Here is a 26,601-nt window from a genome sequence, read left to right as displayed (position 1 = left end):
GAAACGATGCGTTCAGGCGTTCCTTACTCTTGACGGTGGCAAACACCCTATTCCAACCGTAGCAACAGCGGCATCGGTGAGGCATGGATTCCTGTGACAAGCACAGGAATGACGGAAATGAGATGTTTTTGTCCCTAGAAGCAACCGTTCTGCGGGCGGAAACGCCTGCAATTGATCGCCAATAACTAAACTGCCGCTGCTCCAGCGGTCAGCTATCCAGCCCCTCGAACAGCGCGGTCGAGAGATAGCGCTCGGCGAAGGAGGGGATGATGACGACGATATTCTTGCCCTTGTTTTCGGGACGTTTGCCGACCTCAACGGCGGCCGCAAGTGCCGCGCCCGAGGAAATGCCGACCGGGATCCCTTCCAGGCGGGCGAGAAGCCTTGCATTGGCGAAGGCATCATCGTTGGAAACCTGGACGACTTCGTCATAGACGGACGTGTCGAGAATCATCGGCGCGAAACCGGCGCCGATGCCCTGGATCTTGTGCGGGCCGGGATTGCCGCCGGAGAGAACCGGGGAATCCTTCGGCTCGACCGCCACCACCTGGAAGGAAGGCTTGCGGGCCTTGATGACCTGCCCGACGCCGGTGATCGTGCCGCCGGTACCGATGCCGGAAATCAGGATGTCGGCCTCGCCATTGGTGTCGTTCCAGATTTCTTCCGCCGTGGTGCGGCGGTGGATCTCCGGGTTGGCCTGGTTCTCGAATTGCTGCGGGATGATGGCATCAGGATTTTCCGCAACCAGTTCCTCCGCCTTGGCGATGGCGCCCTTCATGCCCTTGGCGCCTTCGGTCAGCACCAGTTCCGCGCCGAGCAGCTTGAGCAGTTTGCGCCGCTCGACCGACATGGTTTCCGGCATGGTCAGAATCAAATGATAGCCTTTGGCGGCGGCGGCAAAGGCAAGCGCGATACCGGTATTGCCGGATGTCGGCTCGACAAGCGTCGTCTTGCCGGGGATGGCCTTCCCCGCTTCTTCAAGCGCCTCGATCATCGCCAGACCGATGCGGTCCTTGACGCTCGCCAGCGGATTGAAGAATTCGAGCTTGGCAAGCAGATTGGCCTCGACGCCTTTTTCCCTGGCGAATTTGTCGATGCGGACGAGCGGTGTGTCGCCGATCGTGTCGAGAATGGAATCATAAACGCGGCCGCGACCCGGTACGCGCGCATTTTTTGAGGCTACGGGCTTGTTCATGAGGTCGTCTCCCTGATTTTTTCTGTTCCGATAATATGGCGAATGCGCGGAAAAACCTAGTTGCGGCTGTTCGCATGTGAAGCATCCTTTGGAATAAAAATCCAAAAGATGGTCCAGATGAAAAAAGAACGCTGAGTTGACGAGACAAGAACGGTCTCAGCTATTTTGCGGGACCAGTCGCCCCTGCAGGGAATTTCCCATTTTCCTGCCGAGCGCGATCATCGGCGTTTCCAGAAGCCGGAACGGCATTGGTGGAGCTGAGGGGGATCGAACCCCTGACCTCGTCATTGCGAACGACGCGCTCTCCCATCTGAGCTACAGCCCCGTCCACCGATGCGAGCGGCATTTAGGGGCGGTGACGGGGCGCTGTCAAGAATGATGTGTGTCGATCGGGCAGTGGCGGAGTGAATAGTGAGTAGGGATCGGCGAGCCGTGTTTTTGCTCTACTCATTGATCGCAATTCCCTATCTGCCTTTCCCGCGGGCTTTAATTTCCCGATAAGCGTTCTCTCCGTTTGGCCTTGTCCTCGAAACCCGCAGCCGCTACATGTCGATGACTTCAAGGAGATATTCATGCTCGCACTGATCCGCACCGTCGACCTGGCTCTCAGCATCTATACCTGGATCATCATCGCCAGTGCGGTGTTTTCGTGGCTCTATGCCTTCAATGTCATCAATTCCAGCAACCGCTTCGTGGCATCTATCGGTGATTTCCTCTACCGGGCGACGGAGCCGGCGTTCCGGCCGATCCGCAATCTCCTGCCCAATCTGGGCGGGATCGATATCTCACCCATCGTCCTTCTCCTGATCATCTTTTTCATCCGCCAGCTTCTTTGGACGACGATCGCGCCGATGCTGATTTGACGGAAAGCTGCTTCCGCGCGACAAAGGACGGCATCACCGTCTTCGTGCGGCTGACGCCGAAATCAGCCAGGGATGCGGTGGAAGGGGTCGGAGAGGCCGCGGACGGGCGGCGCCATATTCTGGCGCGGGTCCGCGCCGTGCCCGAGGACGGCAAGGCGAACAAGGCGCTGGAAAAGCTGCTCGCCAAGGCGCTCGGCGTGGCCGGCGGCAGCGTCGCGGTGACAAGCGGGGCGACGTCCAGGCTGAAACAGGTGCGTGTGACGGGGGATTCCGCCGTGTTGCTCCGGAAGCTTGAGGCGCTTGGCTTGACCGAAGCAGCAAGGAATCAAACAGGCTGAAAAAGCGAAAAGCCCGTCGTTAGACGGGCTTTATACAAATCAGCCGACAAGAACGCTCAGGCCTGCTTGGTCTTGGCGCGCTCGATGGCTTCGGTGATGAACTGGCGGGCATAATCCTCATCGCCCCAATCGCCGATCTTGACCCATTTGCCGGGTTCCAGATCCTTGTAGTGCTCGAAGAAATGAGCGATCTGCTTGAGCGTGATCTCCGGCAGATCGGTATAATTGTGCACCTTCTCATAGCGCTGCGTCAGGTGCGGCGCGGGGACGGCGATGATCTTCTCGTCCTTGCCGGAATTGTCTTCCATGACGAGCACGCCGATGGGGCGCACATTGATAACGCAGCCCGGCACTAGCTGGCGCGTGTTGCAGACCAGAACATCGATCGGATCGCCATCTTCGGAAAGCGTATGCGGCACGAAGCCGTAATTTCCCGGATAAGTCATCGGGGTGTAGAGAAAGCGGTCGACGATGAGCGCGCCGGCCTTCTTGTCCATTTCGTACTTGATCGGCTGACCGCCAACCGGCACTTCGATGATGACATTGACGTCATCGGGAGGGTTGGAGCCGATTGAGATGGCATCGATATTCATGGAGACATCCTTTCGTTTCGCGCCCTGATAACGGGTTTCATGTCGCGGCGCAACAAAAACGAAACGGGCTGGAAAGGGGATAAAAAGGGATTAGGGGCATAGGGGAGTAAGGGAATAGGTTAAAAGAAATATACTCCCTTAATTCCAGACGAAAGCGATCTTCTTCAGCGTCTTGCCGTCGAAGCATTCGACACCTTCGGCAATATCGCGGCCGCCGGCGCCGCGATAGAAGGAAAGGGCGAGCGTGTTGTCCTCGAGCGCCCAGACGACGGTGCCTTTGAGGCCCATATCGGCAAGGCAGCGGCGGGCGGTGCCGAGCAGCCGGCCGCCAAGGCCGATGCCCTGATATTCGGGCTTGATGTAAAGCTCGTAGATCTCGCCCTTCTGGGCGAGCTGGCGCGCCCGGTTCGGGCCGAGCGTCGCGTAGCCGACGACTTCGCCGCCGACCTCGGAGACCAATATCTGCGTGGAACGGCGGATGGCGCGCGCCCACCATTCCGCCCTGCGGCGCTGCAACATGGTGTTGAGCGCCTTGTGCGGGATGATTCCGGCATAAGCGCCGCGCCAGGCTTCAACGTGCACGTCCGCGATCGCTATCGCGTCGTTGAGGGCGGCTCGCCTTATATCGATGGACAGTGTCGTCATGGCTCCTAACCATACGCACAGCCGCCATGAGCGGCAATGAAAAAGACAATGCAATCCCCAAGCTGGTGAAGCTGCCGTAAAGCAGGGACGGTATCGGGACAAAAGAAAACGGCGCCGGATCATGGCGCCGTCGTCTCTTATTCATGTCGTCATGCTGCGATTTATGCGGCGCCGGCGGTGCGGCTCTTTCCGAAGCGCTTGCGGTCGTTGGCGTCGAGATAGGTCTTGCGCAACCGGATGTTCTTCGGCGTCACTTCCATCAGTTCGTCATCCTGAATCCAGGACAGCGCACGATCGAGCGTCATGCGGATCGGCGGGGTCAGCCTTACGCTCTCGTCCTTTCCGGCAGAGCGGATGTTGGTGAGCTGCTTGCCTTTCAGCACGTTGACTTCGAGGTCGTTGTCCCGGCTGTGAATGCCGATGATCATGCCGGCATAGACCTTTTCGCCCGGCTCGATGATCATCGGGCCGCGATCTTCCAGGTTGAACATGGCATAGGCAACCGCCTCGCCCGACGCGTTGGACAACAGCACGCCGTTGCTGCGGCCGCCGATCGGGCCCTTATAGGGCTGATAATCGTGGAACAGACGGTTCATGATCGCCGTGCCGCGGGTGTCGGTCAAAAGCTCCGACTGGTAGCCGATCAGGCCACGGGTCGGCGCGAAGAACACCAGGCGAACGCGATTGCCGCCCGAGGGGCGAAGCTCAGCCATTTCGGCCTTGCGTTCGGACATCTTCTGCACGACCACACCGGAATGCTCTTCATCGACATCGATGACGACTTCCTCGATCGGCTCCATCAGCGTGCCGTTTTCGTCCTTGTGCATGACGACGCGCGGACGGGAAACGGCGAGCTCGAAGCCTTCGCGGCGCATGGTCTCGATGAGAACGGCCAACTGCAATTCGCCGCGCCCGGAAACGTAGAACGAATCCTTGCCCTCGGCTTCTTCGATCTTCAGCGCGACATTGCCTTCGGCTTCCTTGAACAGGCGGTCGCGGATGACGCGGCTCGTCACCTTGTCGCCTTCGGTGCCGGCCAGCGGGCTATCGTTGACGATGAACGACATGGTGACGGTGGGCGGATCAATCGGCTGGGCATGAAGCGCCTCAGTGACTGTAGCGTCGCAGAACGTGTCGGCGACGGTGCCCTTGGACAGGCCGGCGATGGCGACGATATCGCCCGCGTGCGCTTCATCGATCGGCGTACGCTCGATGCCACGGAAGGCGAGAATCTTGGAGATACGCCCGGTTTCGACGGTCTTGCCGTCCTGGGCCAGTACCTTGACCGGCTGGTTCGGCTTGATGGAACCGGAATGGATGCGGCCGGTAATGATACGGCCGAGGAAAGGGTTGGCCTCGAGCAGCGTGCCGATCATGCGGAACGCGCCGTCTTCGTCGCCGACATCAGGCTCCGGAACGTGCTTGAGCACGAGATCGAGCAGCGGGGCCAGGCCCTGGTCCTTCGGTCCCTCGGGGTTGACGTTCATCCAGCCATCGCGGCCCGAGCCGTAGAGGATCGGGAAATCGAGCTGGTCGTCGGTGGCGTCGAGATTGGCGAAGAGATCGAAGACTTCGTTGATGACTTCTTCATGGCGGCCGTCCGGACGGTCGATCTTGTTGATGGCGACGATGGGTTTCAGGCCGACCTTCAGCGCCTTGCCGACCACGAATTTGGTCTGCGGCATCGGGCCTTCGGACGCATCGACCAGAACGATCGCGCCATCGACCATCGAGAGGATACGCTCGACTTCGCCGCCGAAGTCGGCGTGGCCGGGGGTGTCGACGATATTGATGCGCACACCCTTCCACTCGACCGAAGTCGCCTTGGCGAGGATCGTGATGCCGCGCTCCTTTTCCAGATCGTTCGAATCCATGACGCGTTCTGCAACGCGCTGGTTCTCGCGGAACGAGCCGGACTGTTTCAGGAGCTCGTCGACGAGGGTGGTTTTCCCATGATCGACGTGGGCGATGATCGCGATGTTGCGCAGTTGCATAAAGGTTCTCTGTATGGGGTTAGGACGCCGCCATGCGAACGCCATTGTCATTTGCCGCGCTGCATACAGGGTTTTACGCGTCTGCGAAAGGGGGCGGCGCATTTATAGGTTAGCGGGAACTTGCCCGGCGCATGGAGCATCCGGGGAGATCGGGTTTTTTCTTGGGTAAGATCCCCCTGGGGGAGCCGTTCCCGCTTTTCCTGAACTGACCTTAAAGTAATGTGCCGGACAGAAAGATCAAGGCCACGCTGAAATAGATGACCAGTCCGGTGACGTCGACCAGCGTCGCGACGAAGGGCGCCGAAGCACTTGCGGGATCGAAACCCAGCCTTTGCAGGATGAAGGGCAGCATCGATCCCGACAGCGAGCCGAAGGTGACGATGCCGACCAATGCTGCGGCGATGGTGGCGGCGATCAGCATCCAGTGCGGCCCGTAATCATAGAAGCCGAGCATCTGCCATGTGGCGATGCGGATCACGCAGATGATGCCGAGCAGCGCACCGAGCGCGACCCCGGTCGGCAGTTCCCGCAGCGCGACTTTCCACCAGTCGCGCAATTTGATGTCCTGAAGCGCCAGCGCGCGGATCAGCAGCGACGTCGCCTGGGACCCGGAATTGCCGCCCGAGCTCATGACGAGCGGGATGAACAACGCCAGCACCACGGCTTTTTCCAGCTCCACCTCGAAATATTGCATGGCGCTCGCGGTAAGCATCTCGCTGAGGAAAAGCACGCAGAGCCAGCCGCCGCGCTTTCTCAGCATCTCGACGAAGCCGATCTCCATATAGGGCTTGGTGATCGCCTCGAGACCGCCGAACTTATACGCATCCTCGGTCATCTCCTGGGTCATGGCGTCGAGCACGTCGTCGACGGTGACGATGCCGATGACATGATTGTCGTCACCGACCACCGGCACGGCGAGCAGATCATGCTTGCGGAAGAGCCGGGCGACGTCCTCGCGATCGGTCAGGGGCGAAATGGCAACGGGCTTCTCGTCGCGTCCAACCGAGATGATGGGAGCATCCGGTTCGCTGGTGATGAGGCGGCGCAATGTCACGACGCGCTGCAGCACCTTGGTCTCGGGGTCGACGACATAGATGGCGTAAACCGTCTCGCGCGTGCGCTCCACCTCACGGATGTGTTTCAGCGTCCGGGAAACCGTCCAGATGGCGGGCACGGAGATGAATTCGGTCGTCATCAGGCTGCCGGCGGTATCGGGCGGATAGTGCAGCAGCTTTTTCAGCGCGGCCTTGGTCTCCGTGCCGAGAATGGCGAAAAGGCGCGTGCGGGTAGGGTCCTCCAGTTCCTGGAAGATATCCGTCACGCGGTCCGCCGACATGGCGTCGAGAAAACTGCCGGCCAGATGCAGCGGCAGATACTCGAGGATTTCGCCGGTCCTGCGAAGCTCCGGCTGGTCGAGCAGGCGTACGGCCTGCTCATGTGGCAAATGGGCGATTGCCGCGATGGCGACGTCGATGTCGAGATCATTGAGGATCTCGATCGCATCGGCGGGACGCATTCCGGCGAGGCGGTGTGCCATCGCCGCCGCCGGAAGATCGGCGATATCGCGGAATTCCGGTGGGGTGACGTCCGGGGAGAAGCTATTTGGGGTCATCGGGTTGCCTTTCCGTCGATCCGCCGTCATGGGCAGATCGTGACAAACCGATCGCAGGCGATCAGATCACATCTGCCGATGACGGCTGAGACAATCGACTGTGACTGTCGCTTGGCATGAGAGTCGAACTCCGGTTAAAAAACGGCCACCACGGAACGCAGCGGCAGCACCGGCTTGATTTGCTCCCGAGCCCCGTCAAAGTCAAGGGTCGCATATCTGCCTGATGCTGCGGCATCGGGGCCTCGCGCGGCAGGCGTCCCATCTTGTGGCAGGGCCCAATCCGTTTTCAAACAGACTCTGAGATGGTAAAGCGCATCATATCCGCCGAACTGATTGGAGTCTCGCCCCATGTCCGACACGAAAGCCGCCGTCAATACCGCTCTCTCCAATTGGTCCGGGCCTCTCGGCCTTCCGGATTTCACCGCCTTTTCCGACGATGATTTCGGGCCTGCCTTCGATGCCGCACTTGCCGGGGATCTGGCCGAGATCGAAGCGATTGCCGCAGCCACGGAAAAGCCCGATATCGATAATACGCTGAAGGCGCTGCAGCTTACCGGCAAGGCGCTCGAACACGTCTCCGCGATCTTCTGGCTGCGCGCCGGGGCGTATACCAACGAGACAATCCAGGCCATGGAGCGCGAGATCGCGCCGAAGCTTTCACGGCATTATTCGAAGATCATGATGGACAGCCGCCTGTTCGGCCGCATCGATGCGCTTTACGCGGCGCGCGACACGCTCGATCTCGATGAGGAAACGCTGCGCGTCCTGGAAAAGATCTGGAAGCGCTTCGTGCGCAGCGGCGCGAAACTCGACGATGCGGGCAAAATGCTGCTCGCCGATATCAACGAGAAGCTGGCGGCGCTCGGCGCGCAGTTCGGACAGAATGTGCTGAAGGACGAGGCCGATTGGGCCTTGTTCATCACCGACGAGGCCGATCTTGCCGGGCTGCCTGACTTCGTGCGCCATGCGATGCGCGGCGCTGCCGAGGAGCGGGGACGGCCGGATGCCTGGGCGGTGATATTGGCGCGCTCCATTATCGAGCCGTTCCTGTCGTTTTCGGAAAACCGCACATTGCGCGAAAAGGCGTTCCATGCCTTTGCCAAGCGTGGCGAGAATGGCGGTTCATCGGATAACCGCGCCATCGTGGCTGAGACGGTGGCACTGCGGGCCGAAATGGCGAAGCTGCTCGGCTATGAAAGCTTTGCCGCCTACAAGCTCGACGACACCATGGCGAAAACGCCCGAAGCGGTGATGGAACTGCTCGAACCGGTGTGGGAAAAGGCGCGGGCACGCGCAGCGCAAGACGAGGCCGAACTCGAACGGCTGATCGCCGCTGAAGGCCGCAATCATAAGGTGGCGCCGTGGGACTGGCGCTATTATGCGGAAAAGCGCCGCGCCGAACGTTTCGCTTTCGATGAGGCGGAACTGAAGCCCTATCTCCAGCTGGAAAAGATCATCGAGGCGTCGTTCGCCGTCGCGACCCGGTTGTTCGGCATCCATTTCGAGGAAAAGAAGGACATCCCGACATGGCACCCGGACGTGCGTGTCTGGGAAGTGAAAAACCCCGACGGCAGCCGCCGCGGCCTGTTCATGGGCGATTATTTTTCCCGCCAGTCGAAGCGGTCGGGTGCGTGGATGAGCGCGCTGCAGTCACAGCACAAGCTCGATGGCTTTGCTGAGCCGATGATCTACAATGTCATGAATTTCGCCAAGCCACCGAAGGGCGAGCCGGCCTTGCTGTCGCTCGACGGGGCGCGCACGCTGTTCCACGAATTCGGCCACGCGCTGCACGGGCTGTTGTCCGATGTGACGTGGCCGGCCATATCAGGCACCGCGGTTTCGCGGGATTTCGTCGAACTGCCGTCGCAGCTTTACGAGCATTGGCTGACAGTGCCGGAGGTGCTGGAGACATACGCGCTGCACTACCGCACCGGCGAGCCGATGCCCAAGGCGCTTCTCGACAAGATGCTGGCGGCGAAGACATTCAATGCCGGTTTCGACACGGTGGAGTTCACCGCGTCGGCGCTGGTGGACATGGCGTTTCATGCGGGCGGCGAACCGGTGACGGACCCGCTGGCCTTCGAGGCCGAGACGCTGAAGAAACTCTCGATGCCCGATGCGATCATCATGCGCCACCGCACGCCGCATTTCACCCATGTGTTTTCCGGCGGCGGTTATGCGGCGGGCTATTATTCCTACATGTGGTCGGAGGTGCTCGACGCCGACGCGTTCAGCGCCTTCGAGGAGACCGGCGACGCTTTCAATCCGGAACTCGCCGCGCGGTTGAAACAATATATCTATTCGGCTGGCGGTTCACGCGACCCCGAAAACCTCTACAAGGCCTTTCGCGGCAAGATGCCGACACCGGACGCGATGATTGCGAAACGTGGGTTGGGTTGAGGGCGTAATGCCCTTCACCCTCGTGGTTCGAGGCTCCGCTTCGCTTCGCACCTCACCATGAGGGTGAAGGAAGGCGGCGCTCCAAGTAGCTCTCATCCTGAGGTGCGTAGTGGAGCGAAGCGAAATGAAGCCTCGAAGGACGAGGGCGCTCGGCGCCATTCTAACTTAATATTCGCCCAACCTAATCTCCGGCGTATAATCGACACCTTCGACTTCCTTCATCACGGCCTGGCCGCAATGCAGCGTGCCGGTTGCGGCGTTGAAGGTGTAGGCCGGCGTTCCATGCAGTTGCCAGCCCTTGTTCAAGGCCGCCGTGACGCGGTGGCAGAACTGGGAATCGTCGGGTCCGGTGATAAATCGGTAGAGCTTCATCTTCTCTGGATATCCTTATCTGGCGTTGCGATCATATTTGCCTTTGCCAGGAGCCTTTCGGCCTGGGCGAGATGCAGCCGCTCGACCATCCGGCCGTCGAAAGACAGGACGCCCTTATCGGCGTTTTCCGGCCGCATGAAAAGTTCGACGATGGCGCGGGCCTCGGCGATCTCCGTTTCATCGGGCGAGAACGAACGGTTCGCCGCATCGACCTGCGAGGGGTGGATGAGCGTCTTGCCGTCAAAGCCCATCGCGGCACCCTGCCGGCACTCGCGCGCGAAACCTTCGGCATCGCCGAAATCATTGTAGACGCCATCGAGGACATCGAGCCCGCCGGCGCGCGCGGCCAGCACGATCTGCATCAGCCAGGGCACCAGGAACATGCGCCCGCCGGTGAGATCCACGCCTGTCTCGCGGGCGATATCGTTGGGACCGATGACGAAACAGCCAAGCCGTGCCGAGGAATGCGAGCCGAGCCGCGCCACCTCGTCGGCGTTGAGTATGCCGCGCGGCGTCTCGATCATCGCCCAGAGCTCCATCGTGTAGGCGGCATCGGCTTCGTCGAGTGCGGTCGCCGCCTCGATCAGGTTGCGCGGATGATCGACCTTGGGGAGCAGGATCGCATCCGGATTGCAGGCGCGCGCGGCGAGAATGTCTTCCCCGCCCCATTGCGAGACAAGGGGATTGATACGGATGATGCGCTCAAAGGCAGCGACGGGGTGCTCGCGGAAATGCGCCCGCAGCGCTTCGCGGGCCTCGGCCTTCGCTTCGGGCGCCACCGAATCCTCGAGATCGAAGATGATGGCATCGGCCGCAAGCGTGACGGATTTCTGCATTGCCCTTGGATTGGAAGCTGGAACATAGAGCACGGAACGGCGCGGACGCGAAATCTTCTTCATCATTGCTTTTTGCCTTCATCCGTCGTGCTGCGCAAGCGTCGAGCCGATGGATTCCGCTCTCTTGAAAGCGTGCGCCTGTTCGTCTATCTGACCGTGGGGCGGGAAAGCGCCCGCCGCCGGACCCCACGAATCCTCGCCAGCGTTGCCGCCGGGCGCTTGGGACTTTTACTCCGCGCCAAGCTGGTGTAAAGCGTTGCGCTTGGAAAGAATATCAAGCCGACAGGTCAGATTATGGACAAGTTCACCAAGCTCACCGGCGTTGCCGCTCCGTTGCCGATCATCAATGTCGATACGGACATGATCATCCCCAAGGATTACCTGAAGACGATCAAGCGCACCGGGCTCGGCACGGGGCTTTTCGCGGAAATGCGTTATCTCGACGACGGTTCGGAAAACCCGGATTTCGTGCTCAACAAGCCCGCCTACCGCAAGGCGCAGATCCTTGTCGCCGGCGATAATTTCGGTTGCGGCTCGTCCCGCGAGCATGCGCCATGGGCGCTTCTCGATTTCGGCATTCGCTGTGTCATCTCGACCTCGTTCGCCGATATCTTCTACAATAACTGCTTCAAGAACGGCATTCTGCCGATCACCGTCACCCAGGACGATCTCGACAAGCTGATGGACGATGCCTCGCGCGGCGCCAATGCAACGCTGACCATCGATCTGGAAACCAAGGAAATCAGCGGCCCCGATGGCGGCTCGATCACATTCGATCTCGACGATTTCAAGCGCCATTGCCTGCTCAATGGTCTCGACGACATCGGCCTGACGATGGAAAAGGCGCCCAGCATCGCCCGGTTCGAGGTGCAGAACGCCGAAAAACGGCCTTGGGCCTGAGTTTGGGGCCTGAGCTTGGGGCCTGATTTTTTGGCATGAGCTTTTCATCGCCACATTCCTGGCACCGCCACCGATATGTGAGCGGTGCCAGACGAAAAGGAGAATACATGGCCCGCTCCGATCAGACCGGCGATTGGGCTAAGCGGTTTTCACCCTCGCTCGATGAAATGGAATCATTGACGATCGAGGCTTTGGCGCATCTGCCCGAGCAGTTTCGCAGCCTTTGCGGCGATATCGTCATCCAGATCGCCGATTTCCCCGAAGACCAGATCGTCGACGATATGGGGTTGGAGACGCCGTTCGATCTCCTGGGCCTTTTCGAAGGGCGCGGCATCGGCGAACGCTTCACGATGATGACCGGCGACGACCCGAACAAGATCACGCTCTATCGCCGCGCCATCCTCGACTATTGGGCCGAAAACGAGGAGGCCCTGGGCGATATCGTCACGCATGTGCTGATCCATGAGATCGGCCATCATTTCGGCCTTTCCGACGACGACATGGAAAAGATCGAGGCAAGCGCGGAGTAATCGGATTTCGTTGGAACATCGGCAAGGCAGCGCTCCCGCAAATCCGCCGTCATCCTCGGGCTTGTCCCGAGGATCTACTGTCCTTGCAATTTCAAGGGCTTACCGCCACTCTGCCCGATTTTCTCCGTCATCCTCGGGACAAGCCCGAGGATGACGGAGAAACGTTTTATGCGGCAAGCGCCTTCGGCTTGACCAATCCGCGGGTGATCAGCAGTTCGGCGATCTGGATGGTGTTGAGGGCGGCGCCCTTGCGCAGATTGTCCGAGACGATCCACATGGCAAGGCCGTTCTCCACCGTGATGTCCTCGCGGATGCGGGAGATGAAGGTGGCATCCTCGCCGGCGGATTCGTAGGGCGTGATATAGCCGCCGTCTTCATGCTTGTCGATCACCTGGCAGCCCGGCGCATCGCGCAGGATTTCCCGTGCCTCCTCGGCCGAAATCGGCTTTTCGAACTCGATGTTGACGGCTTCGGAATGGCCGATGAAGACCGGCACGCGCACAGCCGTTGCCGTCAGCTTGATCTTCGGATCGAGCATCTTCTTGGTTTCGGCCACCATCTTCCACTCTTCCTTGGTATAGCCGTCCTCCATGAATTCGTCGATATGCGGGATGACGTTGAAGGCGATGCGCTTGGTGAACTTCTTCGTGGTGATCGGATCGGCCACGAACACGCCGCGCGACTGCTCGAACAGCTCGTCCATGCCTTCCTTGCCGGCGCCCGATACCGACTGATAGGTCGAGACGACGACGCGCTCGATCGTGGCCGCGTCATGCAGCGGCTTCAGCGCCACGACGAGCTGCGCCGTCGAGCAGTTCGGGTTGGCGATGATGTTGCGCTTGCGGAAGCCCTCGATGGCGTCGGGGTTCACTTCCGGCACGATCAGCGGCACATCCTGATCGTAGCGCCAGGCCGACGAATTATCGATGACGACGCAGCCCTGCGCGGCGATCTTCGGCGACCATTCCTTTGAAATCGATCCGCCGGCCGACATCAGGCAGATGTCGGTATCGGAGAAATCATAGGCGTCGAGCGCCTTCACCTTCAGTGTCCGGTCGCCATAGGAGACTTCCGTGCCCTGGCTGCGGCGCGAGGCGAGCGCCACGACCTCATCGGCGGGGAAGCCGCGTTCATCGAGGATATTGAGCATTTCGCGGCCCACACTACCGGTGGCGCCGACAACCGCAATCTTGAAACCCATTTGCTTTCTCCTGTCCCTCTCCGCTTTTCAGACACGAACCCGGTGGCCATGCGGGTTGCTCTTGTCCCCAAGACCAGACCCGGGGAGAGGGCGAGCAGGCCAAGGGAAATCAGACCGTTTTGGCGGTCGTTTTCGTGGTGGTTTTGGCCGTGAAGTTCGTGGAAAGGGAGAACATGCGCCCACATCCGGCGGCAAGGCCGGAGAGATGAGACATAGCTGGCGCAGCAATTACGCGATACACGCGGGAGTTCTCCTTGTCCGTTGGTGCTTGTACCCCGTTTCTGGAAAGAGTCAATTGCCCTCTTGCTCGCCGATCGGCCGGGCTTCAAACTGGGTTGAGCAGCCCTGTATGGCATTGGTCTCCAGCGACCGATCGCCAAATCCGCTGATAATAGAGCGGTTCCTGTTTTGATGGAATCGTCTAGCCTTACCATTCTGCACCGCCGGAACTGTGGAGATGACGAGGCATGGAATCCTGTGACGAGCACAGGAATGACGGAAGTTTAGGTGCGGGCAGTCAATCGCAGGCGTTTCCGCTGCAGAACGGTTGTTATAGGGGCGAAGCCATCTCCATTTCCGTCATTCCTGTGCTTGTCACAGGAATCCATGTCTCAACAATGCCGCTGTTGCTACGGTTGGAATAGGGTGTTTGCCACCGTCAAGAGTGAGGAACGCCTGAACGCATCGTTTTCATCTGAAAGTGAACCGCTCTAAAAGGCCCGGTGCGATCGTTCGCGCCGGGCCTTCTGTTTCATGGAAGGAATTACGCGGAAAGCGCCTTGAACTTGCCAAGGATCGCGTCGCCCATTTCAGTGGTGCCGATCTTTGTCGAGCCTTGCGACCATATGTCAGCGGTGCGCAGGCCGTCGTCGAGAACGCCGGAGATCGCAGCTTCCAGGCGGTCGGCCTCGGCGATCAGGTTGAACGAATAACGCAGGCACATGGCGAGTGAGGCGATCATGGCGATGGGGTTGGCGATGCCCTTGCCTGATATATCCGGGGCGGAGCCGTGCACCGGCTCATAGAGCGCCTTGCGGGCGCCGGTCTTGGCGTCGGGCGCGCCCAGCGAGGCTGACGGCAGCATTCCGAGCGAGCCGGTGAGCATGGCCGCCACATCCGACAGCATGTCGCCGAACAGATTGTCGGTGACGATGACGTCGAACTGCTTGGGCCAGCGCACGAGCTGCATGCCGCCGGCATCGGCCAGCATATGGTCGAGCTGGACGTCGGAATAACGCGCTTTATGCGTAGCGGTGACCACCTCGTTCCACAGAACGCCCGATTTCATGACATTGCGCTTTTCCATGGAGGTGACCTTGTTGCCGCGCGCGCGGGCAAGCTCGAAGGCGACGCCGGCGATGCGCTCGATCTCGAAAGTGTCATAGATTTGCGTGTCGATACCGCGCTTCTGGCTGTTGCCGAGATCGATGATCTCCTTCGGCTCGCCGAAATAGACGCCACCGGTCAGTTCGCGGACGATGAGGATATCGAGACCCTCGACGACTTCCGGCTTGAGCGAGGAAGACGCGGCGAGGGCTGGATAGCAGATCGCCGGGCGCAGATTGGCGAACAGCGCCATGTCCTTGCGCAGGCGCAAAAGCCCGGCCTCGGGGCGCACATCGTAAGCGACGCTGTCCCATTTCGGGCCGCCCACCGCGCCGAACAGCACGGCGTCGGCGGCGAGCGCCTTGCCCATGTCTTCTTCCGAGATCGCCTTGCCATGCGCATCATAGGCGGAGCCGCCGACCAGCCCCTCATCGAGTTCGAAGTCCAAGCCCAGATCCGCATTGAAATAGGCAATGATCTTGCGGACCTCCGCCATTGCTTCGGGGCCGATGCCGTCGCCAGGCAGGAGGAGAAGTTTTCTGGATGCCATGATGTCGCGCCTTCGCTGGAGAAAAGGATTTCCGGCGTGTCATAGACCAAGCGGCGGCGGCATTTCAACTGCGCTGGATGTGAGGATTGAGATGGAGCAATAACAGCCCCCATATTTCCATCGCAGCAATCAGGGCATCGTTGAGGCATGGCAACTCAAAATCGAAACGGCTGTAGCGGCGCTCCGTCATTCGATGCTGCGGGCTTCCGAAGGCAGCATGATGGGAATGCCGTCGCGTACGGGATAGGCGAGTTTGGCTTTTTCCGAAATGAGCTCGCCATGCTCCTTATCATAGGTGAGGCGCCCCTTGGTCAGGGGGCAGACAAGAAGGTCGAGGAGCTTCGGGTCGATGGCGTGTGGTTGTCTGGCTGGGCTCATATCGATGTTTCCTTGAGGAACGGTGCCGTCACTGCATGCCGGTTTATTGAAGGCCGGCTATTGGAGACTGGAGCCGAAATCGTCGTTTTCCCTGGCCAGTGCGATTTCGGTGAGCGCGATCAGCGTTTCGGCGCGCGTCTTGAGATCGGCGGCTTCGAGCAGCGCCTGCTTTTCCGCTGGCCCGAAGGGCGACATCATCGCCAGCGCGTTGACCAATGTCTCGTTGCCGGCGCGCGAGATGCCGTCCCAGTCGGCGTCGAGATTGTTGGCGTCGAGATAGTCGCGAAAGGCTTTGAGCAGTGCCTGGCGGTTTATCTCCTCGGCTCCGGCAGTCTCTTCGAGATCGGCAAGGAAAGGCGCGATGCGGCATTGGCGGAAGGGCAGGCGGTTCACCATCTCGTCGAGAACGCGAAACCGGCAGATGCCCTGCAGAGTGATCAGAATGCGGCCGTCGCCGGTCTCGGCATAAGTGGTGATCCTGCCCATGCAGCCGACTTCGCAGAGATCGGGCACTTTGCGTTCCTTTCGCGCGCCGGCTTTCCGGTCGCCATCGAGGCAGGGCTGGATCATGCCGATGATGCGTTTTCCGGCCATCGCCGCATCGAGCATCTCGAGATAGCGCGGCTCGAAAATATTGAGCGGCATCTGCCCGTTGGGCAAAAGCAGCGCCGCCTTCAGCGGAAAGACCGGAATGATTTCCGGGATATCCTTCATTGTGCGGTAATGGGCGTTGCCCGCCTGCATGAATGCCACTCCCAAAGCCGCCGGCCCGATCGTTTCGATCGTTCGAGCGGCATATCCGTGATTTCTACCCAAGAGATGGGGCGCAACGGCACAAACTCAAGCCGTATCGTCCATCGGTTTTCCACTGTCTTATCCGTGCCTGTCAGGAGAAAAGCAGCGAAGACAATTTCCGGCGTGCACTGAGCGTTGCCGCGTCGGTCGGCCCCCAGGCATCGAAGAACTGTAGCAATTGCTTGCGTGCGCCATCATCGTTCCAGGCGCGATCCGCCTTCATGATCGCCAGAAGCGCGTCGGCGGCTTCCATGCGGTTGCCTTGCGCATTGCGGATCATGGCGAGGTCGAACCGCGCCTGATGGTCGCCCGGGTCCTTTGCCAGCCTTGCTTCGAGCGCGACGGGATCGCCAAGGGTGGCGACCTGTTCGGCCAGCGCCATCTTGGCTTCCACGGCACGGATCGCCGCGTCCTCCTTCTTGTCGTCAGGTACCTGGTCCAGCACCTGGCGCGCCTTTTCGGTATCGCCTGCTTCAAACAGGCAGTTCGCCAGTCCGGCCATGGCGGCGACATTGTCGGGCGCTTCCTGCAGAACGGCGGAATAGATCTGCGCGGCCTGGGCAAAATCCGCGTGGCCGGCAAGCTCGGCTGCGGCGGCAAGCGCTTCTTCTATCGCCGCTTCCTTTCCGCCGCCGGGGCCTGCGATCTTGGCGATGAATTCCTTCACCTTGGATTCCGGCAGTGCGCCCATGAAGCCATCGACCGGCTGGCCATCGACAAAGGCGATGACGGCTGGGATCGACTGGATGCCGAGCTGGCCGGCGATGGCCGGGTGATCGTCGATGTTCATCTTGACCAGCTTGACGCTTCCACCAGCCTCGGTGACGACCTTCTCCAGAACCGGCGTCAATTGCTTGCAGGGGCCGCACCATGGCGCCCAGAAATCGACGAGCACCGGCTGATTGCGCGATTCGGCGATGACATCCGCCGGAAACGCCGCTGTTGTCGTTTCCTTGATCAGACCGCCGGCGGGTGTCGCACCGTTTGCGGGCCCCGGTGCACTTCCATAGGAAACGCTTGCACTCATCTGGCCGCCCATGCCGGCGAACGGGTTGCTTTCACTGCTCATCGTCCATCCCTTTGCGGGTTGCGGGTTGCGGGTTGCGGGGAGCCGGGTGTCGGCGTTTATCGCGACCTCTCCGGCGCCGAATTCCTTCAACTGGTCAGTTCGTGTCCGGGCTCCGGCGTTTCAAGCCTCGCCCGATCGTTTTATTCCCGAATCCTACTGCGTCAGCGCATCCGCTGGGGTGGCGACCGGCAGGATTTCCGGCTCGTGTCCGGTGGCGCGCAGGAAGCGGACCAGATCGTCGCGGCCGATCGATGTGGTCGCCTCATTGGTCAGCGGATGGGCATTGATGATATCATGCCGCATCAACGCCTCGTCGAGAATGATTTTCACCTTCTCCTGCGTATCGTTGATGGCGCCGAGCGTGCTGACCGAACCCGGGAGCAGGCCCAGATATTCCATCAGCTTCTCGGGTCTGCCGAACGAGACGCGGCTCGCCGCGCCGATCAGCGTATGCACCGTCTTCAGGTCGACGACGGCGTCTTCCTCGACCGTGACGAGGAAGAAATTGTCCTTCTTGTCCTTGAGGAAGAGGTTCTTGGTGTGCCCGCCTTCGATCTCGCCGCGCAGCGATTGCGAATCGGCGACAGTGAAAAGCGGCGGGTGCGTCACCGTTTTCACCTTGATCCTGAGTTGGTCGAGGAAGGCGAAGAGTTCATCAGGTGTTTTGGGCATGGGAACTTGCGGTCTTCATCAGGGGAATGGTCGGATGTGACAGGTCTACAGCATGATCCGGCAAAACGGAATCATTTTCCGGCGGAGTCTGTGGGATTGAGGACCGCCATTTATGCGGATGCCCGCCATTTCGGCGCGATTCCGGCGATTGCGGGAACCGATATGCGTGTCGGCGCATATGGCTGCTGCATTTTTTCGGGCAAATTCCGGGGAATTCACGACAGGCGAAACAATTGCATTTCCCTGTCGATTTTCTGTTGCATTCGGCAGGTTGTTGCGCCATATAGGCCCGGCTTAGGCGACTAGCTGGCGCGAGCGGGTGTAGCTCAGGGGTAGAGCACAACCTTGCCAAGGTTGGGGTCGAGGGTTCGAATCCCTTCGCCCGCTCCAGTTTCTCGCACTTCAAAAGCCCCGCATTGCGGGGCTTTTTGCTTATCTGGAGTTCATTTTCCCACCATTTTGGGCTGTTGCGGGATCACAATGGTATCCTCAGGCAACAGCAATTTTGCCTGAATTAGACGGTCGGGGGCGACCATAGAGGGGGGGACCATGTTTCAGGCGGTTAGGCATTCGATCTTGACATGGCTGGGGATTTGCGGTGGCGCTCTGACGCTGGTTTCAAATCTGCAGGGGATTTTAGATTTAGCTCAATGGGCTAATTGGCTTACCGCTAAATGGAGCGCGCTTATAACACCGCTGATATCAGGACTGGTTGGGCTTTCAGGTATTCAAGTCACAGCAGGGGCAACCGCGATGATAGCAATGGCGATATTTGTCAGCACCATTGCGATTGGTGCGCGGGTCGAAAATCAGTTTAGGCAAAATGCTTACGAGGACTGGCCAATTCGCCGGAGTAACCTCCTTAACATTAGGGTGCTTTTGGGTGTAGTTGTATACATCGCGGATGGAATTCTAGTAGCGCTTGCTCTTTCAACACCGACGATAGCTCCCATAATCGCTCGTTTTCCGTATGGGTTCATTATTTTTGGCCATGCGATGTATTGCGTGGCAATTATCATTGGCTTGCGGGGATGGCCGTTATGGTGTTCTCTTATGGTAGCGGCTTGTATGCTGGTCTTCAGCTATATCTTTGGATATTCCGTACATGCAGGAGGGCAATCCAATGTATCTGAGGCAGCCTCAATTGTGATCGCCGGTGCATTTGCGGTTATTTGTGGCTTGATTGTCGTAATGGTGGCTCCTCCTCTCGCCTTCACTAAGCGCCTAGTCTTTATGATAGTAGGGGTACTGTTTGTGCTCGCCCTGAGCAGGCTAAGCCAATTAGGAGTGTCGGCTACTCCGTGAGCCTCTCCGTGGTCATTAGTATTTCAAGAGGTGCAACGAGACGCAGAAGGCGCCAGCCTGCGGAGCTAATGCCTCCCCGTAAGATTCCGGATGCGGTTGCGGACGATGCGGGCGAGGTCGAGCGTGCGCCGGTAGAGATGGATCTGCGATGCGGCCTGCTGCGCTGCGCGATTAGCTCCGGGATGGAGGCCGATCACCAGCGTCTCGATGGGTTCACGCTCGTGGAAGAGACGCGACATGACGGGGTGATCGGGGACGGCGCAGGAATCGGTGCGGGCGATATTGGGATCGTCCAGATGGTTCTTCAGCACCTCGATCATCAGCAATGTGCCGGGTGAATAGGCGCGCAGGCTCTCGTCATAGGCGGTTTTCCATGTCCAGGCCTCGCCCGATTCGATGAAGACGATGAGGATGGCGATGACCTTGCCTTCGAATTCGAGCGTATGGATGCGGGCGAGGTCGCGCTCGGCCAGACGGTTGACGGCCTCGCGGGCAAAGGCGGCGCGGTAGCGGTCGACGGCCATGGCGCTGCCGCGCTTGCCCTTCCAGCCCTTGGCTTCGAGCGCGAGGAAATCCTCGAAACGCTGGCGGATCTCGTCAGGGCTGCGGGCGACGCTGTAGGTGAGGGTTCCCTGGCCGGCGAGCTTTCTCCACAGCCGCTTGTAGTCGCGGCGATGATGCGAGCCGACGGCGTTCTGCAGGTAATTGTCGCCCTCCATCTGACTTTCCAGGAAGGGACGCTGCGCGCGCTCGATGGATGCGAGCGGCAGGTTGCGGCCGATGGCGATGCTGCGGATGAGCTGCGCGACCGGGCCGTTGGCGCGCATATCGGGCAGGACCAGCACTTCGGGCATCTTGAGATGCTTGCGCGAAAGGATGTCGAACAAATCCTCCAGGACGCTGACCGGATCGTCGCGGTCGATCAGCGGCGTGCCTTGCGGGCCGAAAGGCGTGGCCCAGGCGCGGATGATCGGTGCCGAAACGGTGATGCCGGGGCGCTCGATCGTATAGGGCATCAGGAAGCGCAGACGGCTTCTCACCTCGTTTTCGTCGCGCATGACCATGAACCGCACCTGGCGGTCATCAAGGCGCGGCATGGCCGGTGCGAGGAAGCTCGGATTGAAGAAGATGTTGGGCTCGATCGTGCGGTAGGTGAGATATTCGAGCTCTTCGAGAAGCTCGAAGCCGGCCGATGCGCCATAGATCGAGAGTTTGCGGGGGATGTCGCGCGGCCCGAGGCTTTCCTCCAGCTTCTTGGCGACATCGCCCATTGCATCGGTCTCGGCGAGTTCGGAGACGAGACGTGCGGTGGATCCTCCCGCTGCTTCTTCGAGAATGGGAATGGCTACCATCAGAATTGTTCCTCCGGTCGGGAGATTTTCGCCGCGGGGGCGAAGATGAACATGGGAACGCCGAGGCGGCGATACACCGTCAGGGAAAGGGACGAGGCCTCGAATGCCATGGCGACCGCCGTTGCGATCGCCGCGCCGAACAGGCCGAAACGCGGAATGAGCAGAATATTGAGCGCGACGTTGATGCAGAGCGCGACGGCATAAAGTGCTGCGCAGATATTCTGATTGCCCGACATGTTGAGCAGGCTTTCGGTCGGCCCGACGCTGGCGCGCGCGATGACGCCGATGATCAGCACGAAGAGCAGCGGATAGCCCTCAGCGAAGGAGGGGCCGAACAGCCACAGGAGCGGTTTGCCGAGGAGGAGCAGGACGACGCCGATGACGAGTGTCGGCCAGAAGGTCCATTTGACCGAATCCCGGACGAACCGGGCGAAACGATCATGGTCGCCGCCATGCAGCAGCTGCGAATAGCGCTGGGCGACGCCGGCCTTCACGGCGAAATAGACGAAATGCGCCAGCGCCAGGATCTTGACGGTGGCGAAATAGACCGCGACATGGCCGGGGTCCATGAAATGGCCGACCATCAGCACGTCGACATTGATGAGCAGGAAGAAGAAGCCTTCGACCAGGAAGATGGGCACGGAGACGACGAACCACTCGCGCAGATGCAGGCTGCGCGCGCCGGCCGGGATGATCCTGGCAAGGCTGCCGCTGACGATGGTGAGCTGGCAGACCGTCGTCACATAGGTTGCCAGGATCGCGGCGAGGAGTGCGGTCACCGCCGTCGGCGCGAAGCCGATCAGGACCGCTGCCACCATGAACAGGAGGGAGAGGAGGGGCCTTGCGATATAGGTCGGCGTCAGCGCCGTCAGCACCCATGAGCGCGACCGCGCCGTGCCGTCCAGCATGTCGCCGAGCGCGATCATCGGCACGCAGACCAGCCCGAGATAGAACGGCACGACATAATAGTTCTCCATGTGGTCGCGCAGGAGAAAAACACCGAGAGCGCCGGCGAGCGCCACCAGGGTCGAGGCTGCGATGCCGAAGACCCGACCGGTCCACAGGATGCCGCGGACCTCATCGACCAGGTTGCGCTCGAAATATTCGGGTACGTAGCGGATGATGGTGGTGTGAAAGCCGAGGCAGGACAGATTGCCGATGATGATGGCGGTGAGCCAGACCAAGACGAAGATGCCGTATTCGAATTCGCCCATCCAGCGGGCCAGGATGATCTGCGCGGCAAGCGCGATCGCCGCGCTGACGATGCGCACGGAAAAGGCCGTCAGCGAGGAGCGCTGGGCGGCCGCCTGCGGGTTGGAGGCAGCCAACAGCATATCGACGCGCTCCGTCAGCGGACGGAGGCGCAACGAGAATCTTTCCGGCAGGAGCCGGTCTGCTGCTGTAGCCGCAGAAAAACGCAAAGGAATAGTTCTCCGCCAGTCGAACCGACACAGGCTAGGGCAAGAATCTTTAAAAACGGTTCGCCAGGTTTCCGCCCGTTTGACGCCGCGACGATAAGGTGATCATAGGGCGGCTATATACAGGGCAACCATGGCAAAAAGCCGCCCATCATACGCGGCTTTTCATTGCGTCGAACGGGCGTGTCAGGCGAACGTGCCGTGACAATGCTTGTATTTCTTGCCCGATCCGCAGGGGCAGGGCTCGTTACGCCCGACCTTGCCCCAGGTGGAGGGATCGGTCGGGTTGCGTTCCGCCGGATCGACGGTACGCGCATCTTCGTGCCGCACCAGCAGTTCGCCATCGCTGAAGTCGTTTTCGCCGGTGGTGCCGTCGATATGTTGGCCGAACATCGGCGGAGGGCTCGGCTCCGGCGCCTCTGCGGCCTCACGCACGATCTCGACACGCATGAGCTGTGCGGTGACGGCCTGCCTGAGATTGCCGAGCATGCTCTGGAAGAGCTCGAAAGCTTCGGTCTTGTATTCGTTCAGCGGGTCGCGCTGGGCATAGCCGCGGAAACCGACGACGGAGCGCAGATGGTCGAGATTGACCAGATGCTCGCGCCACAGATGATCGACGGTCTGCAGGATGACGGATTTCTCGACATAGGCCATGACCTGCGGACCGAAGCGTTCCGCACGCTCGGCGGCCGCCTTTTCCGTGGCCTCGCTCAGCCGGGTAAGGATCTCTTCCTCGGCGATGCCTTCCTCCTGGGCCCATTCATGGACCGGCAGGTCGAGATTGAGCTGGGTGCGGACGGCTTCCTTGAGCCCGTCGATATCCCACTTTTCCGCATAGGCATTTTCCGGAATATGGGTGCGAACCAGATCCTCGACCACTTCCTGGCGCATCTCCGCGACGGTTTCGCTGAGGCTCTCGCCATCCATCAGCTCCAGACGCTGCTCGAAGATCACCTTGCGCTGATCGTTCATCACATCGTCATATTTGAGCAGGTTCTTGCGGATTTCGAAGTTGCGCGCCTCGACCTTCTTCTGGGCCTTTTCCAGCGCCTTGTTGATCCAGGGGTGGACGATGGCCTCGCCCTCCTTGAGGCCGAGCTTCTGCAGCATGCCGTCCATACGGTCGGAGCCGAAGATGCGCATGAGATCGTCCTGCAGAGACAGGAAGAATTTCGAGCGGCCGGGGTCACCCTGGCGGCCCGAACGGCCGCGCAGCTGATTGTCGATGCGGCGGCTTTCGTGGCGTTCCGTCGCCAGGACGTAAAGTCCGCCTCCGGCAAGCGCCAGCTCTTTCAGCCTGGCGATATCGGCCTTGATCGCCTCTATCTTGACATCGCGCTCAGGGCCTTCCGGCATATCGGCCAGTTCCTGGCGAACGCGCATCTCGACATTGCCGCCGAGCTGGATGTCGGTGCCGCGGCCCGCCATGTTGGTGGCGATGGTGATGGCGCCGGGAACACCGGCCTGGGCGATGATGAAAGCTTCCTGCTCGTGGTAGCGGGCGTTGAGCACCTGGAAGTTCTCGATCCCATCCTGGCGCAGCCGTTCGGCCAGATGTTCCGACTTCTCGATGGAAGTGGTTCCGACCAGTATGGGCTGGTTCTTGGCACTCGCCTCGCGGATGTCCCTGACGATGGCCTTGTACTTCTCCTCGACAGTCCGATAGACCTCGTCGTCCTCATCGATACGGCGGACGGGAAGGTTGGTCGGGATCTCGGTCACTTCCAGGCCGTAGATGTTGCCGAACTCTTCCGCTTCGGTGTTGGCCGTGCCGGTCATGCCGGAAAGCTTGTTGTACATGCGGAAATAGTTCTGGAAGGTGATCGAGGCCAGCGTCTGGTTTTCCGGCTGGATGGTGACGTGTTCCTTGGCTTCCAGCGCCTGATGCAATCCCTCGGAATAGCGCCGGCCCGGCATCATGCGGCCGGTGAATTCGTCGATGATGACGATCTCGTCGTTGCGGACGATATAATCCTTGTCGCGCTGGAACAGGGTATGGGCGCGCAGCGCATTGTTGACATGGTGGACGATGGCGACGTTCTCGATATCGTAAAGCCCTTCACCTTTGAGGTGGCCGGCTTCCTGAAGCAGGTTTTCGAGCTTCTCGGTGCCTTCTTCGGTGAAGGTCGCCGTCTTCTGCTTCTCGTCGATTTCATAATCCGCAGGTTCGAGCCGCGGAATGAAGGTGTCGATGAGGTTGTAGAAATCGGAACGGTCCTCGAGCGGGCCGGAAATGATGAGTGGCGTGCGGGCCTCGTCGATCAGGATCGAATCGACCTCGTCGACGATCGCATAATTGTGGCCGCGCTGGCACATCTGGGCGCGCTCATACTTCATATTGTCGCGCAGATAATCGAAGCCGAATTCGTTGTTCGTGCCGTAGGTGATGTCGCAGGCATAGGCTTCGCGACGCTGATCGTCGTCGAGGCCGTGGACGATGACGCCGACGGTAAGCCCGAGGAAATTGTAGAGACGGCCCATCCATTCCGCGTCGCGGCTCGCCAGGTAGTCGTTGACGGTAATGACGTGGACGCCTTTGCCCTCGAGCGCGTTGAGATAGACGGGCAGGGTCGCCATCAGCGTCTTGCCTTCGCCGGTGCGCATTTCGGCGATGCCGCGATTATGCAGCACCATGCCGCCGATGAGCTGCACGTCGAAGGGGCGCATCTCCAGAACGCGCTTGGCGGCCTCACGCGCGGTGGCGAAGGCCTGCGGCAGGAGATCGTCGAGCTTTCGGCCATTTTCGAGTGCTGCGCGGAATTCCGCCGTCTTGGCCTTGAGCTCGTCGTCGGTCAGGGCCTCATAGTCCTTTTCGAGCGCGGTGATCTCATCGGCGCGCGGACGCAGGCCTTTGACGCGACGGTCATTGGAAGAACCGAAAATCTTGCGGGCTAGACCGCCGAAGCTGACCATCACTGGTCCTTTCTCATCCGTTCAGCCGGTATCCGGCATTGTCGAAGGCTTTATTCACTCTCATCGAAACATTTGCAAGAAAAGTGCTGGCCTGACCACTCATCCGGGCGCACGTCTTCCGGCAATCTCTCTGGACGCAAAGCCGATGGACAGATAAGAGGGGGGTCGAGCGATGTCAACGTTGAAGCATCGGGCGGAAACCTCTCCGCGCTTTGTTCCCTCGGCGCATTCCGGGCCGGACGAACCGTCCGATCAAGGGAAAATGCGCTCTCTCTATCCAACGATGGGACGTTTCCTTTTCGGTCGAACCGCCGTAACGGAAACGTTCCAGGCAAAATTCCGCCGCATTCATGGGGCCGTAAGGCCTTCGAAGGAGTGACCCTATGACCCATTATCGTAAAGCCCTTTCCGCTTTCGCTGCAACCGTTCTGATCGCGACCGCGACATATGGCGCATCCGCCCAGGACAAGGCGGCAGGCGCCGCCGACGCCGCCAACGATCCTGCCAAGGTTCTGGCGACCGTCAATGGCGAAACCATCACGCAGGGAGAGGTGGACCAGGCATCGAACGATCTCGATCCGCAGTTCTCGCGCCTGCCCGACGAACAGCGCCGGCTTGCCGCACTTGCCGCGCTCATCGACATCAAGGCGCTCGCCACCCAGGGCAAAGCCGAGAAGCTCGACCAGACGGACGCGTTCAAGCAGCGCATGGCTTTCCTCAACGACCGTGCCCTGCACAATGAATATTTCAAGAAAGAGATCGTCGACAAGATCACCGATGCGGATGTTCACGCCCGCTACGACAAGGAGATCGCCGCGACGCCGCCGAAAAACGAGATCCGCGCCCGTCATATCCTGGTGAAGACCAAGGAAGAAGCCGAGGCCATCATCAAGAAACTCGACGGCGGCGCGAAATTCGAGGATCTGGCCAAGGAAAGCTCGACCGACGGCTCCGCCGCGCAGGGCGGCGATCTCGGCTATTTCGGCCAGGGCCAGATGGTGCCCGAGTTCGAAAAGGCCGCTTTCGCGCTGGAGCCGGGTTCCTATACCAAGGAGCCGGTGAAGACGCAGTTCGGCTTCCATGTGATCAAGCTCGAGGACAAGCGCACCCAGCAGCCTCCGGCATTCGATCAGGTCAAGGATCAGGTGCGTTCGGTCATCATGCGCGAGCGCTATGTCGACCTGGTGAAGAAGCTGCGGGATGGTCTCAAGGTGACCTATGCCGATCCGGCGACCGAAAAGGCGATGAAGCAGGCAAATGGCGAAGGAGAGGCAGCCCCTGCCGGGGAAGCGCCGAAGCAGTAAGCCGCTTGGGCATTTCATCCTTTCGATATGCTTCTTGTCT

At 60.2% G+C, this 26,601-nt stretch carries 24 protein-coding genes and 2 tRNA genes; 8 read left to right on the top strand and 18 right to left on the bottom strand.

Features of this window, described 5'->3' with window-relative positions:
• Positions 1-208: 208 nt before the first annotated feature.
• Both cysK and C5748_RS24205 read right to left on the bottom strand, forming a co-directional pair.
• Complete coding sequence (cysK, locus tag C5748_RS24210) at positions 209-1,195, bottom strand: cysteine synthase A (RefSeq protein WP_105745139.1); 987 nt, start codon at positions 1,193-1,195, stop codon at positions 209-211.
• Positions 1,196-1,444: 249 nt separating this feature from the next.
• Positions 1,445-1,520 (bottom strand) — tRNA-Ala (locus C5748_RS24205).
• Between the two features lie 247 nt (positions 1,521-1,767).
• Here C5748_RS24205 and C5748_RS24200 point away from each other — a divergent pair.
• Together C5748_RS24200 and C5748_RS24195 are read left to right on the top strand one after the other, a co-directional pair.
• A complete protein-coding gene (locus C5748_RS24200; protein ID WP_105745137.1) occupies positions 1,768-2,058 on the top strand; it encodes a YggT family protein in 291 nt (96 codons plus the stop codon).
• The gene (locus tag C5748_RS24195) at positions 2,055-2,396 is read left to right on the top strand and encodes a DUF167 family protein (protein WP_105745180.1); all 342 of its coding nucleotides are present in this window, start codon (positions 2,055-2,057) and stop codon (positions 2,394-2,396) included. The genes C5748_RS24200 and C5748_RS24195 overlap by 4 nt, the downstream gene beginning before the upstream one ends.
• 56 nt (positions 2,397-2,452) lie before the next feature.
• Here the strand turns inward: C5748_RS24195 and ppa are convergent, their stop codons facing one another.
• The 4 genes from ppa to mgtE form a co-directional block, all read right to left on the bottom strand.
• The gene (gene ppa / locus C5748_RS24190) at positions 2,453-2,989 is read right to left on the bottom strand and encodes an inorganic diphosphatase (RefSeq protein ID WP_105745135.1); all 537 of its coding nucleotides are present in this window, start codon (positions 2,987-2,989) and stop codon (positions 2,453-2,455) included.
• Between the two features lie 138 nt (positions 2,990-3,127).
• A complete protein-coding gene (locus tag C5748_RS24185; protein ID WP_105745133.1) occupies positions 3,128-3,634 on the bottom strand; it encodes a GNAT family N-acetyltransferase in 507 nt (168 codons plus the stop codon).
• A gap of 161 nt (positions 3,635-3,795) precedes the next feature.
• Complete coding sequence (gene typA / locus C5748_RS24180; protein ID WP_105745131.1) at positions 3,796-5,628, bottom strand: translational GTPase TypA; 1,833 nt, start codon at positions 5,626-5,628, stop codon at positions 3,796-3,798.
• A gap of 211 nt (positions 5,629-5,839) precedes the next feature.
• Positions 5,840-7,240, bottom strand: a complete 1,401-nt coding sequence (gene mgtE, locus C5748_RS24175) for a magnesium transporter (RefSeq protein WP_105745129.1) — start codon at positions 7,238-7,240, stop codon at positions 5,840-5,842.
• Positions 7,241-7,588: 348 nt separating this feature from the next.
• Between mgtE and C5748_RS24165 the strand changes: the two genes are divergently transcribed.
• Positions 7,589-9,640, top strand: a complete 2,052-nt coding sequence (locus C5748_RS24165) for a M3 family metallopeptidase (RefSeq protein WP_105745127.1) — start codon at positions 7,589-7,591, stop codon at positions 9,638-9,640.
• Positions 9,641-9,805: 165 nt separating this feature from the next.
• On the opposite strand, the gene C5748_RS24160 is transcribed toward C5748_RS24165, so the two are convergent.
• Both C5748_RS24160 and C5748_RS24155 read right to left on the bottom strand, forming a co-directional pair.
• Positions 9,806-10,012, bottom strand: a complete 207-nt coding sequence (locus C5748_RS24160; RefSeq protein ID WP_105745125.1) for a DUF1737 domain-containing protein — start codon at positions 10,010-10,012, stop codon at positions 9,806-9,808.
• Positions 10,009-10,914: an HpcH/HpaI aldolase/citrate lyase family protein gene (locus C5748_RS24155; protein WP_342588381.1), complete on the bottom strand. Its 906-nt coding sequence runs from the start codon at positions 10,912-10,914 to the stop codon at positions 10,009-10,011. Before C5748_RS24155 ends, C5748_RS24160 begins: the two co-directional genes overlap by 4 nt.
• Positions 10,915-11,142: 228 nt before the next feature.
• On the opposite strand from C5748_RS24155, the gene leuD reads away from it, so the two are divergent.
• Both leuD and C5748_RS24145 read left to right on the top strand, forming a co-directional pair.
• Positions 11,143-11,748: a 3-isopropylmalate dehydratase small subunit gene (gene leuD, locus C5748_RS24150; protein ID WP_105745123.1), complete on the top strand. Its 606-nt coding sequence runs from the start codon at positions 11,143-11,145 to the stop codon at positions 11,746-11,748.
• Between the two features lie 107 nt (positions 11,749-11,855).
• Positions 11,856-12,278, top strand: a complete 423-nt coding sequence (locus C5748_RS24145) for a metallopeptidase family protein (protein WP_105745121.1) — start codon at positions 11,856-11,858, stop codon at positions 12,276-12,278.
• A 166-nt stretch (positions 12,279-12,444) separates the two neighbouring features.
• Here C5748_RS24145 and C5748_RS24140 read toward each other — a convergent pair whose 3' ends face one another.
• The 7 genes from C5748_RS24140 to C5748_RS24115 all read right to left on the bottom strand — a co-directional run bounded on the left by C5748_RS24140 (position 12,445) and on the right by C5748_RS24115 (position 18,269).
• Positions 12,445-13,479, bottom strand: coding sequence for an aspartate-semialdehyde dehydrogenase (locus C5748_RS24140; RefSeq protein WP_105745119.1), 1,035 nt, complete (start codon positions 13,477-13,479; stop codon positions 12,445-12,447).
• Positions 13,480-14,242: 763 nt separating this feature from the next.
• The gene (gene leuB, locus C5748_RS24135; protein ID WP_105745117.1) at positions 14,243-15,355 is read right to left on the bottom strand and encodes a 3-isopropylmalate dehydrogenase; all 1,113 of its coding nucleotides are present in this window, start codon (positions 15,353-15,355) and stop codon (positions 14,243-14,245) included.
• Positions 15,356-15,419: 64 nt separating this feature from the next.
• On the bottom strand, positions 15,420-15,545 hold the full coding sequence (locus C5748_RS29260; protein ID WP_280953501.1) for a hypothetical protein: 126 nt from the start codon (positions 15,543-15,545) through the stop codon (positions 15,420-15,422).
• A complete protein-coding gene (locus C5748_RS24130; protein ID WP_105745116.1) occupies positions 15,542-15,733 on the bottom strand; it encodes a Trm112 family protein in 192 nt (63 codons plus the stop codon). Before C5748_RS24130 ends, C5748_RS29260 begins: the two co-directional genes overlap by 4 nt.
• Before the next feature lie 57 nt (positions 15,734-15,790).
• Positions 15,791-16,477: an LON peptidase substrate-binding domain-containing protein gene (locus C5748_RS24125; protein WP_105745114.1), complete on the bottom strand. Its 687-nt coding sequence runs from the start codon at positions 16,475-16,477 to the stop codon at positions 15,791-15,793.
• 142 nt (positions 16,478-16,619) lie between these two features.
• Positions 16,620-17,597, bottom strand: a complete 978-nt coding sequence (trxA, locus tag C5748_RS24120; protein ID WP_105745176.1) for a thioredoxin — start codon at positions 17,595-17,597, stop codon at positions 16,620-16,622.
• Positions 17,598-17,750: 153 nt separating this feature from the next.
• On the bottom strand, positions 17,751-18,269 hold the full coding sequence (locus C5748_RS24115; protein ID WP_105745112.1) for a prolyl-tRNA synthetase associated domain-containing protein: 519 nt from the start codon (positions 18,267-18,269) through the stop codon (positions 17,751-17,753).
• A gap of 315 nt (positions 18,270-18,584) precedes the next feature.
• Between C5748_RS24115 and C5748_RS24105 the strand changes: the two genes are divergently transcribed.
• A tRNA-Gly gene (locus C5748_RS24105) sits at positions 18,585-18,659 on the top strand.
• A 159-nt stretch (positions 18,660-18,818) separates the two neighbouring features.
• Positions 18,819-19,574: a hypothetical protein gene (locus C5748_RS28675; protein WP_105745108.1), complete on the top strand. Its 756-nt coding sequence runs from the start codon at positions 18,819-18,821 to the stop codon at positions 19,572-19,574.
• 65 nt (positions 19,575-19,639) lie between these two features.
• On the opposite strand, the gene bspF is transcribed toward C5748_RS28675, so the two are convergent.
• The 3 genes from bspF to secA form a co-directional block, all read right to left on the bottom strand.
• Positions 19,640-20,926 carry a type IV secretion system effector crotonyl transferase BspF gene (bspF, locus tag C5748_RS24095; protein ID WP_105745106.1) on the bottom strand — a complete coding sequence of 429 codons (1,287 nt, stop codon included), beginning with the start codon at positions 20,924-20,926 and terminating at the stop codon, positions 19,640-19,642.
• The gene (locus C5748_RS24090; RefSeq protein ID WP_105745104.1) at positions 20,926-22,347 is read right to left on the bottom strand and encodes a lipopolysaccharide biosynthesis protein; all 1,422 of its coding nucleotides are present in this window, start codon (positions 22,345-22,347) and stop codon (positions 20,926-20,928) included. Before C5748_RS24090 ends, bspF begins: the two co-directional genes overlap by 1 nt.
• 183 nt (positions 22,348-22,530) lie before the next feature.
• Positions 22,531-25,257: a preprotein translocase subunit SecA gene (gene secA, locus C5748_RS24085; protein WP_105745102.1), complete on the bottom strand. Its 2,727-nt coding sequence runs from the start codon at positions 25,255-25,257 to the stop codon at positions 22,531-22,533.
• A 383-nt stretch (positions 25,258-25,640) separates the two neighbouring features.
• On the opposite strand from secA, the gene C5748_RS24075 reads away from it, so the two are divergent.
• Entirely contained in the window at positions 25,641-26,561 is a 921-nt protein-coding gene (locus C5748_RS24075; RefSeq protein ID WP_105745100.1) for a peptidylprolyl isomerase, read from the top strand.
• Positions 26,562-26,601: the final 40 nt, after the last annotated feature.

The organism is Phyllobacterium phragmitis (genome assembly GCF_002980495.1).
GTDB classification, from domain to species: Bacteria; Pseudomonadota; Alphaproteobacteria; order Rhizobiales; family Rhizobiaceae; genus Paramesorhizobium; species Paramesorhizobium phragmitis.
This window is presented reverse-complemented; position numbering and strand designations above follow the sequence as displayed.

What these genes read in the sequence shown, in the direction of transcription:
- C5748_RS24130 (WP_105745116.1), bottom strand. Translation starts at nt 15,733, where the DNA reads ATGAGCCCAGCCAGACAACCACACGCCATCGACCCGAAGCTCCTCGAC.
- ppa (WP_105745135.1), bottom strand. Translation starts at nt 2,989, where the DNA reads ATGAATATCGATGCCATCTCAATCGGCTCCAACCCTCCCGATGACGTC.
- C5748_RS24125 (WP_105745114.1), bottom strand. Translation starts at nt 16,477, where the DNA reads ATGCAGGCGGGCAACGCCCATTACCGCACAATGAAGGATATCCCGGAA.
- C5748_RS24140 (WP_105745119.1), bottom strand. Translation starts at nt 13,479, where the DNA reads ATGGGTTTCAAGATTGCGGTTGTCGGCGCCACCGGTAGTGTGGGCCGC.
- secA (WP_105745102.1), bottom strand. Translation starts at nt 25,257, where the DNA reads ATGGTCAGCTTCGGCGGTCTAGCCCGCAAGATTTTCGGTTCTTCCAAT.
- C5748_RS24160 (WP_105745125.1), bottom strand. Translation starts at nt 10,012, where the DNA reads ATGAAGCTCTACCGATTTATCACCGGACCCGACGATTCCCAGTTCTGC.
- C5748_RS24115 (WP_105745112.1), bottom strand. Translation starts at nt 18,269, where the DNA reads ATGCCCAAAACACCTGATGAACTCTTCGCCTTCCTCGACCAACTCAGG.
- leuB (WP_105745117.1), bottom strand. Translation starts at nt 15,355, where the DNA reads ATGGCATCCAGAAAACTTCTCCTCCTGCCTGGCGACGGCATCGGCCCC.
- C5748_RS24145 (WP_105745121.1), top strand. Translation starts at nt 11,856, where the DNA reads ATGGCCCGCTCCGATCAGACCGGCGATTGGGCTAAGCGGTTTTCACCC.
- C5748_RS24200 (WP_105745137.1), top strand. Translation starts at nt 1,768, where the DNA reads ATGCTCGCACTGATCCGCACCGTCGACCTGGCTCTCAGCATCTATACC.
- C5748_RS24185 (WP_105745133.1), bottom strand. Translation starts at nt 3,634, where the DNA reads ATGACGACACTGTCCATCGATATAAGGCGAGCCGCCCTCAACGACGCG.
- C5748_RS29260 (WP_280953501.1), bottom strand. Translation starts at nt 15,545, where the DNA reads ATGACGGAGCGCCGCTACAGCCGTTTCGATTTTGAGTTGCCATGCCTC.
- leuD (WP_105745123.1), top strand. Translation starts at nt 11,143, where the DNA reads ATGGACAAGTTCACCAAGCTCACCGGCGTTGCCGCTCCGTTGCCGATC.
- C5748_RS28675 (WP_105745108.1), top strand. Translation starts at nt 18,819, where the DNA reads ATGTTTCAGGCGGTTAGGCATTCGATCTTGACATGGCTGGGGATTTGC.
- C5748_RS24165 (WP_105745127.1), top strand. Translation starts at nt 7,589, where the DNA reads ATGTCCGACACGAAAGCCGCCGTCAATACCGCTCTCTCCAATTGGTCC.
- typA (WP_105745131.1), bottom strand. Translation starts at nt 5,628, where the DNA reads ATGCAACTGCGCAACATCGCGATCATCGCCCACGTCGATCATGGGAAA.
- C5748_RS24155 (WP_342588381.1), bottom strand. Translation starts at nt 10,914, where the DNA reads ATGATGAAGAAGATTTCGCGTCCGCGCCGTTCCGTGCTCTATGTTCCA.
- C5748_RS24075 (WP_105745100.1), top strand. Translation starts at nt 25,641, where the DNA reads ATGACCCATTATCGTAAAGCCCTTTCCGCTTTCGCTGCAACCGTTCTG.
- mgtE (WP_105745129.1), bottom strand. Translation starts at nt 7,240, where the DNA reads ATGACCCCAAATAGCTTCTCCCCGGACGTCACCCCACCGGAATTCCGC.
- bspF (WP_105745106.1), bottom strand. Translation starts at nt 20,926, where the DNA reads ATGGTAGCCATTCCCATTCTCGAAGAAGCAGCGGGAGGATCCACCGCA.
- trxA (WP_105745176.1), bottom strand. Translation starts at nt 17,597, where the DNA reads ATGAGCAGTGAAAGCAACCCGTTCGCCGGCATGGGCGGCCAGATGAGT.
- cysK (WP_105745139.1), bottom strand. Translation starts at nt 1,195, where the DNA reads ATGAACAAGCCCGTAGCCTCAAAAAATGCGCGCGTACCGGGTCGCGGC.